15 protein-coding genes are annotated in these 16780 nt (G+C 60.7%); 11 read left to right on the top strand and 4 right to left on the bottom strand.

The genetic code is table 11. The features are described from left to right. The first annotated feature begins 168 nt into the window (after positions 1-168). The 3 genes from gabD to ACZ89E_RS21675 all read left to right on the top strand — a co-directional run bounded on the left by gabD (position 169) and on the right by ACZ89E_RS21675 (position 4418). On the top strand, positions 169-1611 hold the full coding sequence (gene gabD, locus ACZ89E_RS21685; protein ID WP_054050229.1) for an NADP-dependent succinate-semialdehyde dehydrogenase: 1443 nt from the start codon (positions 169-171) through the stop codon (positions 1609-1611). Positions 1612-1796: 185 nt separating this feature from the next. Further along, positions 1797-3074, top strand: a complete 1278-nt coding sequence (gene gabT / locus ACZ89E_RS21680; RefSeq protein WP_123515981.1) for a 4-aminobutyrate--2-oxoglutarate transaminase — start codon at positions 1797-1799, stop codon at positions 3072-3074. Positions 3075-3203: 129 nt separating this feature from the next. Then, positions 3204-4418, top strand: a complete 1215-nt coding sequence (locus ACZ89E_RS21675) for an HDOD domain-containing protein (RefSeq protein WP_149658981.1) — start codon at positions 3204-3206, stop codon at positions 4416-4418. Positions 4419-4542: 124 nt separating this feature from the next. Here the strand turns inward: ACZ89E_RS21675 and ACZ89E_RS21670 are convergent, their stop codons facing one another. After that, entirely contained in the window at positions 4543-5532 is a 990-nt protein-coding gene (locus ACZ89E_RS21670; protein WP_149658982.1) for a GGDEF domain-containing protein, read from the bottom strand. Between the two features lie 382 nt (positions 5533-5914). Next, on the bottom strand, positions 5915-7102 hold the full coding sequence (gene desA / locus ACZ89E_RS21665) for a delta-9 fatty acid desaturase DesA (protein WP_133840048.1): 1188 nt from the start codon (positions 7100-7102) through the stop codon (positions 5915-5917). Positions 7103-7249: 147 nt separating this feature from the next. On the opposite strand from desA, the gene dibA reads away from it, so the two are divergent. The 6 genes from dibA to ACZ89E_RS21635 all read left to right on the top strand — a co-directional run bounded on the left by dibA (position 7250) and on the right by ACZ89E_RS21635 (position 13653). After that, the gene (dibA, locus tag ACZ89E_RS21660) at positions 7250-9169 is read left to right on the top strand and encodes a phosphodiesterase DibA (protein ID WP_476256419.1); all 1920 of its coding nucleotides are present in this window, start codon (positions 7250-7252) and stop codon (positions 9167-9169) included. A 378-nt stretch (positions 9170-9547) separates the two neighbouring features. Continuing rightward, positions 9548-9730, top strand: a complete 183-nt coding sequence (gene oscA / locus ACZ89E_RS21655; protein WP_054050217.1) for a sulfur starvation response protein OscA — start codon at positions 9548-9550, stop codon at positions 9728-9730. 141 nt (positions 9731-9871) lie between these two features. Then, on the top strand, positions 9872-10885 hold the full coding sequence (locus ACZ89E_RS21650) for a sulfate ABC transporter substrate-binding protein (protein WP_149658984.1): 1014 nt from the start codon (positions 9872-9874) through the stop codon (positions 10883-10885). Positions 10886-10955: 70 nt separating this feature from the next. Beyond that, entirely contained in the window at positions 10956-11774 is an 819-nt protein-coding gene (gene cysT, locus ACZ89E_RS21645) for a sulfate ABC transporter permease subunit CysT (protein ID WP_463259051.1), read from the top strand. A 13-nt stretch (positions 11775-11787) separates the two neighbouring features. After that, positions 11788-12660 carry a sulfate ABC transporter permease subunit CysW gene (gene cysW / locus ACZ89E_RS21640; protein ID WP_054050211.1) on the top strand — a complete coding sequence of 291 codons (873 nt, stop codon included), beginning with the start codon at positions 11788-11790 and terminating at the stop codon, positions 12658-12660. Positions 12661-12663: 3 nt separating this feature from the next. Further along, positions 12664-13653: a sulfate/molybdate ABC transporter ATP-binding protein gene (locus tag ACZ89E_RS21635; RefSeq protein WP_149658986.1), complete on the top strand. Its 990-nt coding sequence runs from the start codon at positions 12664-12666 to the stop codon at positions 13651-13653. 82 nt (positions 13654-13735) lie between these two features. Here the strand turns inward: ACZ89E_RS21635 and ACZ89E_RS21630 are convergent, their stop codons facing one another. Continuing rightward, entirely contained in the window at positions 13736-14254 is a 519-nt protein-coding gene (locus ACZ89E_RS21630; RefSeq protein ID WP_476256418.1) for an Mpo1 family 2-hydroxy fatty acid dioxygenase, read from the bottom strand. A gap of 84 nt (positions 14255-14338) precedes the next feature. On the opposite strand from ACZ89E_RS21630, the gene ACZ89E_RS21625 reads away from it, so the two are divergent. Together ACZ89E_RS21625 and ACZ89E_RS21620 are read left to right on the top strand one after the other, a co-directional pair. Further along, positions 14339-15025: a Crp/Fnr family transcriptional regulator gene (locus ACZ89E_RS21625; RefSeq protein ID WP_476256417.1), complete on the top strand. Its 687-nt coding sequence runs from the start codon at positions 14339-14341 to the stop codon at positions 15023-15025. A gap of 192 nt (positions 15026-15217) precedes the next feature. Next, positions 15218-15583, top strand: a complete 366-nt coding sequence (locus tag ACZ89E_RS21620; RefSeq protein ID WP_149658989.1) for a response regulator — start codon at positions 15218-15220, stop codon at positions 15581-15583. Positions 15584-15713: 130 nt separating this feature from the next. On the opposite strand, the gene ACZ89E_RS21615 is transcribed toward ACZ89E_RS21620, so the two are convergent. Further along, entirely contained in the window at positions 15714-16718 is a 1005-nt protein-coding gene (locus ACZ89E_RS21615; protein WP_476256416.1) for an AraC family transcriptional regulator, read from the bottom strand. Positions 16719-16780 lie beyond the last annotated feature (62 nt).

Here is a 16780-nt window from a genome sequence, read left to right as displayed (position 1 = left end):
GAGATTTCAAACGCTCTTGTCTGGGTGCTGAACCGCACGAGTTTCGATCAGTGCGCTATTTATGTGCTTCAGCCCGGTGAATGATTTCCCTGACGGCAGCCTTTGAGGCGCCTTTCTACAATCATAATTCGCTCCGCGCTGGTCGCGGTGCTGTTAAGGAAAGCCGACATGCAGCTTAAAGACACCCAGTTGTTCCGCCAGCAAGCCTTTATCGATGGCGCTTGGGTCGATGCGGACAACGGTCAGACGATCAAGGTCAATAACCCGGCAACGGGCGAAATTCTGGGCACTGTGCCGAAGATGGGCGCTGCCGAAACCCGCCGTGCCATCGAAGCCGCTGACAAAGCGCTGCCGGCCTGGCGTGCACTGACCGCCAAGGACCGTGCGAACAAGCTGCGTCGCTGGTTCGAACTGATCATCGAGAACCAGGACGACCTGGCTCGCCTGATGACCCTCGAGCAAGGCAAGCCATTGGCCGAAGCCAAGGGCGAAATCGTTTACGCCGCTTCCTTTATTGAGTGGTTCGCCGAAGAAGCCAAGCGCGTCTACGGTGATGTGATTCCGGGTCACCAGCCAGACAAGCGCTTGATCGTGATCAAGCAGCCTATCGGCGTGACCGCAGCAATCACCCCGTGGAACTTCCCGGCCGCGATGATCACCCGTAAGGCCGGCCCGGCCCTGGCTGCCGGTTGCACCATGGTGCTCAAGCCTGCTTCGCAAACCCCGTTCTCCGCATTCGCTCTGGCTGAACTGGCCCAGCGTGCCGGTATTCCGAACGGTGTGTTCAGCGTGGTGTCCGGCAGCGCCGGCGATATCGGCAGCGAGCTGACCAGCAACCCGATCGTGCGCAAACTGTCCTTCACCGGCTCGACCGAAATCGGTCGTCAGTTGATGGCTGAATGCGCCAAGGACATCAAGAAAGTGTCCCTGGAATTGGGCGGCAACGCGCCGTTCATCGTGTTCGACGACGCGGACCTGGATAAGGCCGTCGAAGGCGCGATCATTTCCAAGTACCGCAACAACGGCCAGACCTGCGTCTGCGCCAACCGTCTGTACATTCAGGATTCGGTCTACGACGCGTTCGCCGAGAAGCTGAAAGTGGCGGTGGCCAAGCTCAAGATCGGCAACGGTCTGGAAGAAGGCACCACCACTGGCCCGCTGATCGACGAAAAAGCCGTGGCCAAGGTTCAAGAGCACATTGCTGACGCGATCAGCAAAGGCGCGACCGTTCTGGCGGGCGGCAAGGTCATGGAAGGCAACTTCTTTGAGCCGACCATCCTGACCAACGTGCCGAAAAACGCTGCAGTGGCCAAGGAAGAAACCTTCGGTCCACTGGCGCCGCTGTTCCGCTTCAAAGACGAAGCCGAAGTGATCGCGATGTCCAACGACACCGAGTTCGGCCTGGCTTCGTACTTCTATGCCCGTGACCTGGGCCGTGTGTTCCGTGTGGCTGAAGCCCTGGAATACGGCATGGTCGGCGTCAACACCGGGTTGATCTCCAACGAAGTCGCGCCGTTCGGCGGCATCAAGGCGTCGGGCCTGGGCCGTGAAGGCTCCAAGTACGGCATCGAAGATTACCTGGAAATCAAATACCTCTGCCTGGGCATCTAAGCTCGGCAGACGGGAATGCAATAAGCGGAAAGGGCACGAGAGCGCTGTCCCTTTCTGCGCTTCAAATGGAATTTTCTCTGTGGCCGGGAACGCTGTGACAGTCGATCATCGAATGCTGCCGTAGTTGCCTCCCCGCCGCATTTTCCTTGAACTACGCCGCCCGATGAGCGGTGAATGAGGACTTTATGAGCAAGACTAACGCTTCCCTGATGAAACGCCGCGAAGCCGCTGTACCACGCGGTGTTGGCCAGATTCACCCGATCTTCGCCGAGTCCGCGAAGAACGCCACCGTGACCGACGTTGAAGGTCGCGAGTTCATCGACTTCGCCGGCGGTATCGCCGTGCTGAACACCGGTCACCTGCACCCGAAAATCATCGCCGCCGTGACCGCGCAGTTGAACAAGCTGACTCACACCTGCTTCCAGGTACTGGCCTACGAGCCGTACGTTGAGCTGTGCGAAAAAATCAACGCCAAGGTGCCAGGTGATTTCGCCAAGAAAACCCTGCTGGTGACCACTGGTTCCGAAGCGGTAGAGAACGCCGTGAAAATCGCCCGTGCCGCCACTGGCCGCGCCGGCGTGATCGCGTTCACCGGCGCTTACCACGGTCGCACCATGATGACCCTGGGCCTGACCGGTAAAGTCGTGCCTTACTCGGCCGGCATGGGCCTGATGCCAGGCGGCATCTTCCGCGCGCTGTACCCGAACGAACTGCACGGTGTGAGCGTCGACGACTCGATCGCCAGCATCGAACGCATCTTCAAGAACGACGCCGAGCCGCGTGATATCGCTGCGATCATCATCGAGCCAGTTCAGGGCGAAGGTGGTTTCTACGTCGCGCCTAAAGAATTCATGAAGCGTCTGCGCGCCCTGTGCGACCAGCACGGCATCCTGTTGATCGCTGACGAAGTGCAAACCGGCGCTGGCCGTACCGGCACTTTCTTCGCCATGGAACAGATGGGCGTTGCTGCCGACCTGACCACCTTCGCCAAATCCATCGCTGGCGGCTTCCCGTTGGCCGGTGTGTGCGGCAAGGCCGAATACATGGACGCCATTGCGCCAGGCGGCCTGGGCGGCACCTACGCCGGTAGCCCGATCGCTTGCGCCGCAGCCCTGGCCGTGATGGAAGTGTTCGAAGAAGAACACCTGCTGGATCGCTGCAAGGCTGTTGGCGAGCGTCTGGTTACTGGCCTGAAAGCCATTCAAGCCAAGTACCCGGTGATCGGTGAAGTCCGTGCCCTGGGCGCCATGATCGCGGTCGAGCTGTTTGTTGATGGCGACAGCCACAAGCCGAACGCTCCAGCAGTGGCAGCGGTTGTGGCCAAGGCGCGCGACAAGGGTCTGATCCTGCTGTCCTGCGGCACCTACGGCAACGTTCTGCGCGTCCTGGTACCGCTGACTTCGCCGGACGAGCAACTGGACAAAGGTCTGGCCATCATCGAAGAGTGCTTCTCGGAGCTGTAATCGACCGAGTGTGACCTGATCGACAAAAAAACCCGCCTCGGCGGGTTTTTTCGTGTCCGCGGAACACATCGTGCTGTATCGAATGGCCAGCATTGACTAAGGTTCAGGCATTGCCATTGGAGTAGACGAATGACCGCTGTGGTGTTGCCCGCTGTTCCGCGAGTACTGATTGCCGAGGCCGATCCCTGGTCCCGCGACCTGCTCAAACAGGTGTTGTTGAATGTGCGCTGCGACGCACGGCTGGACCTGTGTGCCGACGGCCAGCAGGCGATGGAGCTGTTGGCAGAAGTGCCCTACGACCTGGTGATCGTTGACTGGGAGTTGCCGGGCATCGATGGCCTGACCGTTTTGCGCAGTGTCCGTCAGCGCAAACGTAATCCGCCGTTGCCGTTCATTCTGATGAGCAGCCGCAACGACAGCGCGAGCGTGCGCGAAGCCTTGCCCCTGGCGCCCACCGCGTACCTGACCAAACCCCTGGACATGGAAGGCCTGACCCATCGTCTGCAAGATTTACTGCTGAACGCCGGTGAAGAGGTGTCCTGCGAGGCGCCAACGCTGTCGCCGGGGATGACCTTGTCGGTGTACCTGGAGCGGCGACGTGAGTCGACAGACGGTGCGGCGTTGATGACCGACGTGCAGTTGGCGGTGAAACGCAGCCTCAACCCCAATGGCCTCGACCTGACGCTGCTGGAAGGCGAGATCCGCAATGACCCGCAAATCACGGCCGTGCTGATCGCCGCTGCCAACAGTGCGGCCCAGCATCACGGCGTGGCGGTGCAAACCCTGTCCCAGGCGTTGCATCGCCTCGGCACCGCGCAAAGCATGAACCTGATTTTGGGCTTGGCCCTCAAGCGTTGCGCGCGGCTGAGCGATCCGCAATTGGCGGACTACGCCGAACGTTATTGGGAACTGTCGCTGCGCACCGCCGAATATGGCCGGACTTTGGCGCGCTTGCTGGACCTGGATCAGGAGCGCTGCTATTGCGCGGGGATGTTGCATCGTCTCGGCGACTTGGCGCTGCTGCGCTGTTTGCAGGAGTGGAAGCAGGCCGGCGGTGAGCTGGATGAATGGGAAGAGGTGGGCGATGCGCTGGCCGAGTTTGGTGCCGGTTATGGTTCGGCGCTGCGCACGCGCTGGCGTCTGCCGCTGGAGTTGCGAGAACTGATTGCAGCGGTCTACCAGCTCGGTGGCGGGGTTTACTCCCGCGAAGCGCTGGTGATGAACATGGCTGCACAACTGGCGCGCCTGACCGAGCATGAGGGCATTGAGGAACTGTCCAAAAGCCGCACGGCGCGCTTGCTGAAGATTGGATTGCCGGAATTGATGCGCCTACGCAAAAAATAACGGTCCCTGTGGCGAGGGAGCTTGCTCCCGCTGGGGCGCGAAGCGGCCCCCTTTATCCCAAATGCTGAAGGGGACTGCTGCGCAGTCCAGCGGGAGCAAGCTCCCTCGCCACAGAGGTGCGTTGTCAGGCGGAGATGATGCGGTTCTTGCCCTGGCGCTTGGCTTCGTACATCGCCGCATCGGCGCGGGCGAACAGGCTGTCGAGGCTTTCGTCATCGTCGGTAAGGCTGGTGAGGCCCTGGCTGACGGTGATGCCGAAGGTCTGGTCATCATGGCTGAAGCTCAACCGCTGAATCTCCCGTTGCAGGCGCTCGGCCACTTGCATGGCCATGTCCGGCGCACAGCCGGGGAACACCGCGGCAAACTCTTCCCCGCCAATTCGCCCGAACAGATCCCCCCGACGCAGGGCCGCGCGACCGCTCTCGGCGATGCGTTGCAGCACGATGTCGCCGCCCTGGTGGCCGTAGGTGTCGTTGACCACTTTGAAGTCATCGATGTCCAGCAGCAGGAAGGCCATCGGCGCGCCTTGCAGCCGCGCCTGTTCGAATTCGCGATGGGCGCATTCGAAGAAGTGCCGGCGGTTGCTGCTCTGGGTCAATACGTCGGTGGTCGCCAGGCGTTGCAGCTCGGCTTCCATCTGCTTCTTTTCGGTGATGTCCTCGGCAATGCCGACGATGATCACCGGTTGCCCCGGTTCGGCCTGGCGGTTGATGAAGCATTTGTCGCTAAGCCAGCGCACTTGGCCGTCGGCCGCGATGATGCGGTATTCGCGGTCTTCGACGGCACCTTTGTCCAGTACTTCGGCCAGGCTGCGCTCGGCGTACTCCAGATCGTCGGGGTAGATGCTGTCGCGCCACTGGTTGTAGTCGGCCAGCAACAGGCCGGCGGATCGGCCGAAAATCCGTTCATAGGCGGGGCTGACGTACAGCACCTGACGGGTTTCCCAGTTGAAGGCCCAAAGCACGGCGTTGACGCTGACCAGCAGCGAGCTGAAGAGTTGTTCACGTTCGCTCAGGCGCGCGACTTCACCTTGGGCATGCATCAATGCCATCAGGGTTTGCGCGGCCTCGGGCCACTGCGGGTGGGATGAGTCTTGTAGGTTTTTGGTGACCATCGGCACAGATCTCAAAGGGCGTGCGCCGCTCGAGTGTCGAAAGCGGCCACTACGTGGGCCCCTTATCGATTATTTCTTGTGCCACAGCAGGCGCTGTCACGCTTTGGTGGGAAATAATTGATAACAGGTCTCGGCCCGCCTGGATGGCGAAGTGTCTTTGAGATAGGGGATTTGGAGCTTAGTTCCCGCTTGTGGTGGCGAGGGTGGTGGCTCCCGCCGGGCGGTAGTGGCGATTTGTCATTTCAGTTGAAACGTATTGCCCGGGGAAGCGACTGCTGCGCAGCCGAACGGGGCGGTGCGGCGATCCGACAAGCCCCCTCGCCACAGGCAGCGCCCTTGCCACAGGTTTGCCCCAATCCTGAGGCAAGCCTGTGATTGCAGGTCAGACAGCGGCAGCAGGACGCAGGGAGTAGGTTTTCAGCTGGTCGGCGAAGTCACGCAGGGATTGAATCCCGCTGGCTTCGGCTTCGTGTACCCAATCCTTGATGGCCGCGAGCATGTCGTGACCATTTGAGCTGGTCTTGACCCAGATCTGCTGCAAGGCCAGGCGTTTCTCGTAAATTACCTTCAGCGCCTGGCTGTGCTCGAGCATGTTCTGGATGCGGACATGGTGCTTGTCGTCCAGCAGGCTGGTTTCCCGGGAGAGCAAACGCTTGGCGCGGTGGAACTGGTGACGGACCGAGTGATCGACCTTTTCCAGCTCCTGCTTGACCAGCGGCGCGATGACCAATTTGCGGTACTGGGCCATGATCTGGAAGCGGTTGTTGAGGATGGCCATGGCGGTGTCCATGTCCAGGCTGCCTTTGCCTTCGACCCGGTGGGCGATCGGCGCAACACGCTGGACCTTGGCCAGGCGGAAGAAACTGAAGACTTGGATCCAGGCCCAGCCGAGGTCGAATTCCCACTTCTTCACCGACAGTTTTGCCGAGTTAGGGTAGGTGTGATGGTTGTTATGCAGTTCTTCGCCGCCGATCAGGATGCCCCAGGGCACCAGATTGGTCGCCGCATCGCGGCATTCGAAGTTGCGGTAGCCGATGGCATGGCCCAGGCCATTGACCACGCCGGCGGCCCAGACCGGGATCCACATCATCTGGATGGCCCAGATGGTGATGCCGATGGTGCCGAACAGCAGCAGGTCGATGACGCCCATGATCGCCACGCCCAACAGCGGGAAACGGCTGTAGAGGTTGCGTTCGATCCAGTCTTCGGGGCAGTTCTTGCCGTAGATGCGCAGGGTTTCCGGGTTTTCCGCTTCTTCGCGGTACAACTCGGCGCCCTTGCGCAGAACGGTGGAAAGGCCCTTGATGACCGGGCTGTGCGGGTCATCGACGGTTTCGCATTTGGCGTGATGCTTGCGGTGGATGGCGGTCCACTCGCGGGTGTTCTGCGCCGTGGTCAACCACAGCCAGAAGCGGAAGAAATGTTTCAGGCCGGCATTGAGCTCCAAAGAGCGATGGGCTGAATAGCGATGCAGATAGACCGTGACACCCACAATGGTCACATGGGTCATCAGCAGGGTGACTGCCACCAGTGACCAGGGCGACAAGCCGAGAAAACCTTCGTACCACATAGGCTATAGGGCCCTCGATTAATAAATAAACAGCCGATGCATTATCACTAAGCCCACAGATAAAACCAGTCGCCCTTTCAGATAAGAGTGGCCGGATGTTTCTTTGACCTATAATTCCAACCCTTTTGTAGGGACATGGACGGCCGAATGTCAGCCACATACCGCGATGCATTGCGTGCAGCGCTGCTTTACCTGGTGATTTCAGTAGTCTGGCTCCAGTTCAGTGGTTATTTATTGAACAGTTTCTTCGATAGCTCCCATGAACTGCTGCGATGGCAACTGATCAACGGTTACGCCTGGGTGCTGCTGAGCGCCGGATTAATCTTCCTCGCCCGGGCCAAGTTGTTCCGTTGCCTGGGCATCGGCGCCAAATTGCGTGAGCAAAATGACGACCGCGAACGCTTGCGCCAGGCCGCCGCCGTATTCGATTGCACCCGGGAAGGGGTGCTGGTCACCGACAGCCAAGGCCTGATCGTGCATGTGAACCGGGCGTTTATGGAAATCACCGGTTATCAGAGCGAAGAAGTCCTGGGGCAGCAGCCGAGCCTGTTCAAGTCCGGTCACCACCCGCCGGCGTTCTATCAGGCGATGTTCGCGATGCTCGGCAGCGTCGGCGAGTGGAGCGGGGAAATCTGGAACCGGCGCAAAAGCGGCGAGATCTACCCGCAATGGCAGACCATCCGCCTCATTCATGACGATCTGGGTCGGGTCAGTCATTACGTGGCGGTGTTTTCCGACATCAGCGCGATCAAGAACTCCGAACACGAACTGATGCACCTGGCCCACCACGACCCGCTGACCGACCTGCCCAACCGTCTGCTGTTCACCGATCGCGTCGAGCAAGCGCTGACCTCGGCGCAACTGCACAAGCGCGGCTGCGCCTTGCTGATGATCGACCTCGATCACTTCAAGATGATCAACGACAGCCTCGGGCACAACGTCGGCGACCAGTTGCTTAAAGCGGTGGCCGGACGTTTCCAGGGGCTGTTCGCACCGGGCGTTACCCTGGCGCGCCTGGGTGGCGACGAATTTGCGGTGCTTGCCGAAAACTGCCCGCAACTGGTGCAGGCGGCGGCACTGGCGCAGCGGATCATCGATGGCCTGAAGCAGCCGTTCGAGATCGACGGGCATCAGTTGTTCATCAACGCCAGCATCGGCATCAGCCTGTTCCCCAGCGACGCCTTGAGCGCCGAGCAATTGCTGCGCAACGCCGATTCGGCGCTGTTCAAGGCCAAGAGCACCGGGCGCGATGGTTACGCGCTGTACACCGAAGAATTGACCGCCCATGCCCAACAGCGGGTCGAGATCGCCTTTGAACTGCGTCGCGCGCTGGAGCTGCAGGAACTGCGGGTTTACTACCAGCCAGTCCATGACCTCAAAACCAGTCGCCTGATCGGCGTCGAAGCGCTGGTGCGCTGGGAGCACCCGCAACGCGGATTGATATCCCCGGCAGAATTCATCCCCGTCGCCGAACGCACCGGGTTGATTGCCGAGATCGACGCGTGGGTCATGCAACAGGCGTGTCAGCAGATGTGCCAATGGCAGCAGGCCGGGGTGGTGTTGTCGTTTGTCGCGGTGAATGTGTCTTCGCGCCTATTTGCCCGCCGCGAGTTGTATCAGCAGGTGGCGCACGTGCTGCACGAAACCGGGCTGGATCCGGCGTATCTGGAACTGGAAGTTACCGAAAGCGCGGTGATGGACGATCCGGAAGTGGCGCTGGAGCAGATGCACCGCTTGCGTGAGTTGGGCGTGCGCCTGGCTATCGATGATTTCGGCACCGGGTATTCGTCGCTGCTGCGGCTCAAGCGCTTGCCGGTGCAGAAACTCAAGATCGATCAGGGCTTTGTCGCCGGGTTGCCGTGGGATGAGGACGATGGCGCGATTGTGCGGGTGATTATTGCGTTGGCCAAAAGTATGGGGATGCAGGTGCACGCCGAAGGGATCGAGCAGGTAGAGCAGGCGGGGTTCCTGCTCGAACACGATTGCGATCTGGGGCAGGGTTATTGGTTTGGCCGTCCGGTGCCGGCTGAGCAACTGGATTGGGCACGGGCGCCGGTGATTGGCTGAGGCTCACGACCTGCTTTTGTGGCGAGGGAGCTTGTGTGGCTAGGGGGCTTGCCCCCGTCGGGTGGCGAAGCCGCCCCAAAATGTCTGATACACCGCGCTAGCAGAATTTACGACTGCTTCGCAGCCGAACGGGGGCAAGCCCCCTCGCCACAGGGTTTTGTGGGGAACGGGGGCAAGCCCCCTCCCCACAGGGGTTTTGTGGGGCTTTCGAAAATGTGAAAACCCCCGCAACCCCTTGTCCCATCAAATAATACTTTCTAGTTATATAAACATTCTTAAATAGTCTTTTTAAGAATATCAGCGCCTATCTACTATTGCCCTCACGCCGCAAGCAGTGTCGCCACTGCCAGGCAACCTCTCAGTCGAAGGAGCAGCACCATGAGCGCATCCCTACGTAGCGTTGACGGCCAGGACGAAGCAACCATTTTGCGTGAGATCCAGAGCGCCCTGCGCGATCTGCGTTTTGGCGCAGTGGAAATCACCGTGCACAACGCTCAGGTGGTCCAGATCGAGCGCAAAGAGAAATTCCGCTTGCAGAACCCGACCAACAAGCCGAGCTGAAAAGATCAAAAGATCGCAGCCTTCGGCAGCGCCTGCGGGGGATTGATGTGGGAGCTGCCGAAGGCGGCGATCTTTAAACAGGCAACCCGGTTTCAAACCATAAGAAAAGCCAACACCACCAGAATTCCAGGAGCTTTCACCATGTCGTCGATTCGTCATTTTGCTTTGGCCGCGCTGGCCAGCGCCCTTTTTGCGGGTTCCGCGGTTGCCAAGGATTACGAGCTGCTCAACGTGTCGTACGACCCGACCCGCGAGCTGTATCAGGACTACAACGCCGAATTCATCAACTTCTGGAAGAAAGACCACGCGGGCGACAACGTGAAGATCCAGCAGTCCCACGGCGGCTCGGGCAAACAGGGCCGTGCGGTGATCGACGGTCTGCGTGCTGATGTGGTGACCCTGGCCCTGGCCGGCGACATCGACGAAATCGCCAAACTCGGCAAAACCCTGCCAGCCGACTGGCAAACACGCCTGCCGGATGCGAGCACGCCTTACACCTCGACCATCGTGTTCCTGGTGCGCAAGGGCAACCCTAAAGGCATCAAGGACTGGGGCGACCTGGTCAAGAACGATGTGTCGGTTATCACCCCGAACCCGAAAACCTCCGGCGGCGCCCGCTGGAACTTCCTCGCGGCGTGGGCCTATGGCCTGAAAGCCAACGGCGGTGACGAGGCCAAGGCCAAGGAATATATCCAGACCCTGTTCAAACACGTGCCCGTGCTGGACACCGGCGCGCGCGGTTCGACCATCACTTTCGTCAACAACGGTCAGGGCGACGTGTTGCTGGCCTGGGAAAACGAAGCGTTCCTGGCGCTGAAAGAAGACGGCGGCGCCGACAAGTTCGAGATCGTCGTGCCTTCGCTGTCGATCCTCGCCGAGCCGCCCGTGGCCGTGGTCGACAAGAACGCCGAGAAAAAGGGCAACGAGCAGATCGCCGAAGCCTACCTTAAGCACCTGTACAGCCCGGCCGGCCAGGAAATCGCCGCGAAAAACTTCTACCGTCCACGGGATAAAGATGTAGCGGCGAAGTACGCCAAGCAGTTCCCGAAACTGGACCTTGTGACCATCGACAAAGACTTCGGCGGCTGGAAAACTGCCCAACCGAAATTCTTCAATGACGGTGGCGTGTTCGACCAGATTTACCAGGCGCAGTAACCTGCAGCAGCCATAAAACGAGCCCCGATTTAACCGTCGGGGCTTTGCGCGTTCTCAACCAAGGACTTTTATGTCGCGTCGTATCTCCCCCGTCATACCCGGCTTCGGGCTGACGCTGGGCTACACCTTGGTGTACCTCAGCCTGATTGTGCTTATTCCACTGGCGGCGATGTTCATCCATGCCTCCCAACTCACCTGGGATCAGTTCTACGCCATCGTCACCGCACCTCGGGTGCTGGCGGCGTTGAAGCTGAGCTTCGGCACGGCGCTGTATGCCGCGATCATCAACGGCATCATCGGCACGTTGCTGGCCTGGGTGCTGGTGCGCTACACCTTCCCGGGGCGCAAGATCATCGACGCGATGATCGACCTGCCGTTCGCCCTGCCCACCGCCGTGGCCGGTATCGCGCTGACCGCGCTGTATACGCCGACCGGCCTGGTCGGGCAGTTCGCTGCGGACATGGGCTTCAAGATCGCCTACACCCCCCTCGGCATCACCCTGGCGCTGACCTTCGTCACGCTGCCGTTCGTGGTGCGCACGGTGCAGCCGGTGTTGGCCGACATCCCGCGTGAAGTGGAAGAAGCCGCCGCGTGCCTGGGCGCCAAGCCGTTGCAGGTGTTCCGCTACATCCTGGTGCCCGCGCTGTTGCCCGCGTGGCTGACCGGTTTCGCCCTGGCGTTTGCCCGTGGTGTTGGCGAGTACGGTTCGGTGATTTTCATCGCCGGCAACATGCCGATGAAAACCGAGATCCTGCCGCTGCTGATCATGGTCAAGCTCGACCAATACGATTACACCGGTGCTACCTCCATTGGCGTGTTGATGCTGGTGGTTTCCTTCGTCCTGTTGCTGCTGATCAACTTGCTGCAGCGGCGCATCGAAACCCCATAAGGAGGCGCGAACCATGTCCCAATCGTCTATTGCAGCCGCCTCTTCGGCCAACGCCGCCCGCCGTGGCAGTGCTACGTCGCGGCGCATCCTGATCGGCTTGTGCTGGCTGGTCTTCACCCTGTTTCTGTTGTTGCCGCTGTTCATCGTGGTGTCCCAGGGCTTGAAAAACGGCCTGGGCGCGTTCTTCACCGCGATCTTTGAACCGGACGCCTTGTCGGCGCTGAAACTCACGGTCATCGCGGTGCTGATTTCGGTGCCGCTGAACGTCGTGTTCGGCGTCAGCGCGGCGTGGTGCGTGAGCAAGTACTCATTCCGTGGCAAGAGCATGCTGGTGACGCTGATCGACCTGCCGTTTTCGGTGTCGCCGGTGATCGCCGGTCTGGTCTATGTGCTGATGTTCGGCGCCCAGGGCCTGTTCGGGCCGTGGTTGCAGGATCACGACATCCAGATCGTCTTCGCCCTGCCGGGCATCGTGCTGGCGACGATTTTCGTCACCGTGCCGTTCGTGGCCCGTGAGCTGATCCCGCTGATGCAGGAACAAGGCACCCAGGAAGAAGAAGCCGCGCGGCTGCTCGGCGCCAATGGCTGGCAGATGTTCTGGCACGTCACCGTTCCCAATATCAAATGGGGCCTGATCTACGGCGTGGTGCTGTGTACCGCGCGGGCGATGGGCGAGTTCGGTGCGGTGTCGGTGGTTTCCGGGCACATTCGCGGGGTGACCAACACCTTGCCGCTGCACGTCGAGATCCTCTACAACGAATACAACCACGTGGCCGCGTTCGCCGTGGCGAGCCTGTTGCTGATCATGGCGCTCTTCATCCTGCTGCTGAAGCAGTGGAGCGAAAACCGTATTAACCGCCTGCGCGCCAGCGCCGCGGAGGAATAATTCATGTCGATCGAAGTGCGTAACGTCAGCAAGAATTTCAACGCGTTCAAAGCTTTGAACGACATCAGCCTGGACATCCACAGCGGCGAACTCGTGGCCCTGCTCGGCCCATCGGGCTGCGGCAAGACCACGCTGCTGCGGATCATCGCCGGCCTGGAAACCCCGGACCAGGGCAACATCGTGTTCCACGGTGAAGACGTCTCCGGCCACGACGTGCGTGATCGCAACGTCGGTTTCGTGTTTCAGCATTACGCCTTGTTCCGCCACATGACGGTGTTCGACAACGTCGCGTTCGGCCTGCGCATGAAACCGAAAAACCAGCGCCCGAGCGAAAGCCAGATCGCGGTGAAAGTCCACGAACTGCTGAACATGGTGCAACTGGATTGGTTGTCGGATCGCTACCCGGAGCAATTGTCCGGTGGTCAGCGCCAGCGGATTGCCTTGGCCCGCGCCCTGGCGGTGGAACCGAAAGTCCTGCTGCTCGATGAACCCTTCGGCGCTCTCGATGCCAAGGTCCGGAAGGAACTGCGTCGCTGGCTGGCGCGGCTGCACGAAGACATCAACCTGACCTCCGTGTTCGTGACCCACGACCAGGAAGAAGCGATGGAGGTCGCGGATCGCATTGTGGTGATGAACAAGGGTGTGATCGAGCAGATCGGCTCACCGGGCGACGTCTACGAAAACCCGGCCAGTGATTTCGTTTATCACTTCCTCGGCGATTCGAACCGTTTGCACCTGGGTGACGACAAGCACGTGCTGTTCCGTCCCCACGAAGTGTCGCTGTCGCGGCATGAGCTGGAGGACCACCACGCGGCTGAAGTGCGGGATATCCGGCCGCTGGGCGCGACCACGCGGGTGACGTTGAAAGTGGAAGGGCAGAGCGAATTGATCGAGGCGGAAGTGGTGAAGGATCACGACAGCCTGGTCGGGTTGGCCAAGGGTGAGACGTTGTTCTTCAAGCCCAAGGTTTGGCAGAAAGTCGCCAACATCTAAGGCAAAAGCTTCGCGGGCAAGCCTCGCTCCTACATTGGATTGTGTGATCCCTGTAGGAGCGAGGCTTGCCCGCGAATGCGATCTACGCAGCAGCACGCTTCGGATTGATTCTCACACCCCCGACCCGCGCCTCAATCTGCTCCTTGAGGTCGCGCCGCAACCCCAACAAAAACGCCAACTCCGCCACCACAAACAACGGCCCGACGATCAGCCCCGTCACATCATCGACAAACGCCGGTTTGCGCCCTTCGTAATGATGCCCGACAAACTGGATCGCCCAGCCAATCACAAACATTGCCACGCCGCTGCTCAGCCAGAGCATCGTGCTTTGCTGCGCGAGCACCTGCCCTGCCCAGACGCACAGGCCGAGCAACACCGTCATCAACACCCCGAGGCGCAGCTCCAGGCGCAGGTAAAACCACGCCGACGCCAGCGCCACCAGCACCGCCGGCGACACCCAGCCGCCGGCCCATTGCGGCCGCGACAGCAAAACCGCCACCGCCACCACAATCAGCGGAATACCGATAAAGTGGCTGACGATATTGCGCGGGTCACGGTGGTAGGCGGCGTATTGACTGAGATGGTCAACGAGGCTTTTCATTGTTATTCCTCCTGTAGGGTGAGGGATCATGCCCCGGGGCCGGCGTTCGCTCTGTCAGCCAGGCGACAATTTCCAGGAGTCTTCATGGACATGCAGGTTTGGCGTTCGCGCCTGATGAGCGGGCAGTGGTTCAGCCATTTACCTGTTCCTTTACAGGATAGTCTGCTGGCTGCGGCCCGGCTGCGGCGGTTGGCGCCTGGGCAGCGGCTGTTCAAGCGTGGCGATCCGCCGTGCGGGTTGTACGCGGTGCTTGAAGGTTCGGTGCGCATTGGCGCGGTGAGCGAGCAAGGCAAAGAAGCGTTGTTGAGCCTGGTCGAACCGCCGCACTGGTTTGGCGAAATCTGCCTGTTCGATGGCCAGCCCCGCACCCACGATGCGTTCGGCGCCGGGCAGTGCACCTTGCTGCACATCCCACAATCGGCGTTGCTGAAGCTGCTCGACGAACAACCGCTGTACTGGCGGCAACTGGCGCTGCTGATGAGCCACAAACTGCGCCTGACCTTCATCAACCTCGAACAACTGAGCCTGATGCCCGCCCCGGCGCGCCTGGCCCATCGCCTGCTGATGATTGCCGAAGGCTATGGCGAAATCGATCCGCCGCGCCGGGTGTTGCAACTGCCCCAGGAACAATTGGCGTCGATGCTGTCCTTGTCGCGCCAGACCACCAACCAGATGCTCAAGGAATTGCAGGGGCAGGGGATTATTGGCCTGGGCTATGGCGAGATCGAAATCCTCGATGCCGCGCGGCTCCGAGCATTAGCCACAATCTAACCTCCAACACAAACCCCTGTAGGAGCAGAGCTTGCTCGCGAAGAGGCCGGGCCAGTCAACAAACATTCGTCGACTGGCCGGGCCTCTTCGCGAGCAAGCTTTGCTCCTACAGGTTGTGCAGTCTTCGAAGTTTGTGGTGGGCAATCGACCCGAACACGCCTAGCCTGTACCCCTGATTAATCGAGGTGTGCCATGCGTGTCCTTTTAGTGGAAGACGAACCCGAAACCGCCAAACTCCTGGCCAACGGCCTGAACGAAGCGAGCTATTCGGTGGATGTGGCGCTCAACGGCATGGACGGCCGGCGCTTCATCGAGTCCGGCGAATACGACCTGATCATCCTCGACGTCATGCTCCCGGGCCTCAACGGCTGGCAGCTACAGCAACAAATCCGCAAACTCGGCGAAACCCCGGTGCTGTTCCTCACCACCAAGGACGGCATCGAAGATCGCCTGCGCGGGTTGGAATTGCATGAGGATGACTACCTGCTCAAGCCGTTCGCCGTAAGTGAACTGGTGGCGCGGGTGCGCAAGTTGTTGCGGCGGGATCGGGGGCGCTGAAAGATTTCTGTGGCGTCTGGGAAATCGCCTTCGCGGGCAAGCCTCGCTCCTACATTGGATCGCATTACCCCTGTAGGAGCGAGGCTTGCCCGCGAAGAGGCCTGTCCTGGCAACCCATTTCCAAAATCCGTCAGCGCAACCCATCCCGAAACTGCCCCGGCGTCATCCCCGTCCAGCGTTTGAACGCGCGGCTGAAGCTGCTTGTATCTGCAAACCCCAGCAGATAACTGATCTCACTCAACGAACACTGCGGATCACGCAGGTGCAGCAGCGCCAGGTTCTCGCGGCTTTCGTTGAGCAAGGTGTCGAAGCGGCACCCCTCGTCCGCCAGGTGCCGTTGCAGGCTGCGCAGGCTCAGGTGCAGGGTCTTGGCGATGTGTTCGGCGCTGGGTTCGCCTTCGGGCAGTTGTTCTTCGATGGCGTCGCGTACCTTGCGTTCCCAAGTCAGGGGTTTGAGCTGGGCGAGGGTGCGTTTGAGCACGGTTTCGTTGTGTTCGACCAGTTCCGGGTTGGCGTCGTCGAGGTGACTTTCGAAGTCCACCAGGGCGAATTCCAGTCGATCTTCGGCGGCGGCAAAGTACACCGGCGAGCGGAACACTTTGTGCCATTGGTGCGGGTCCGCCGGTTCCGGGCGGCGAAGGTACACCGCCAGCGGGGCGTAGTCGCGGCCCAGGCGATTGCGGCAGGTGCGCACGTAGATCGCGGCAAAGGCGTCGATGGCTTCGAAGGCCGGGGCCGGGTTGCCGGGCGGGACTTTCAGGCGAAAGCGGTAGCGGTCGTCGCTGCGGGTCAGTTCCAGTTCCAGGGCATCGCTGACCACTTGGTGATAACGCACGATGCGCTCGAACACCTCCCGCAGACTGCCGCTGGCCACCAGCGCATATCCGAGCGCATGGAAGGTGGTCGGGCTGACGAAACGCGACACCCGCAAGCCAATCGCCGGGTCGCCGCTGACTTGCACGGCGATTTCCCACAGGCGCGTGGTGCTGGACAACGGATAACGGGCGTTAGGGTCGTCCATCAACTGCGGGTCAAGCCCCGCCTGGTGGCACAGGGCGGTGCTGTCGAGGCCCAACGCATCGAGTTGCTTGCGCAGGGCGCGGGTCCAGCTGGCGAGGGAGGTCGGTTCAGTCATGCTGATTGGCGCTTCCGGTCAACAGGTTGGCGTTCACGGCTACCGTCTTGTGGGGCATCACA

It is taken from the genome of Pseudomonas sp. TE3899, assembly GCF_056279105.1.
Note: the sequence above shows the minus strand (reverse complement) of the source record. Positions and strands in the feature narration are given on the sequence as shown.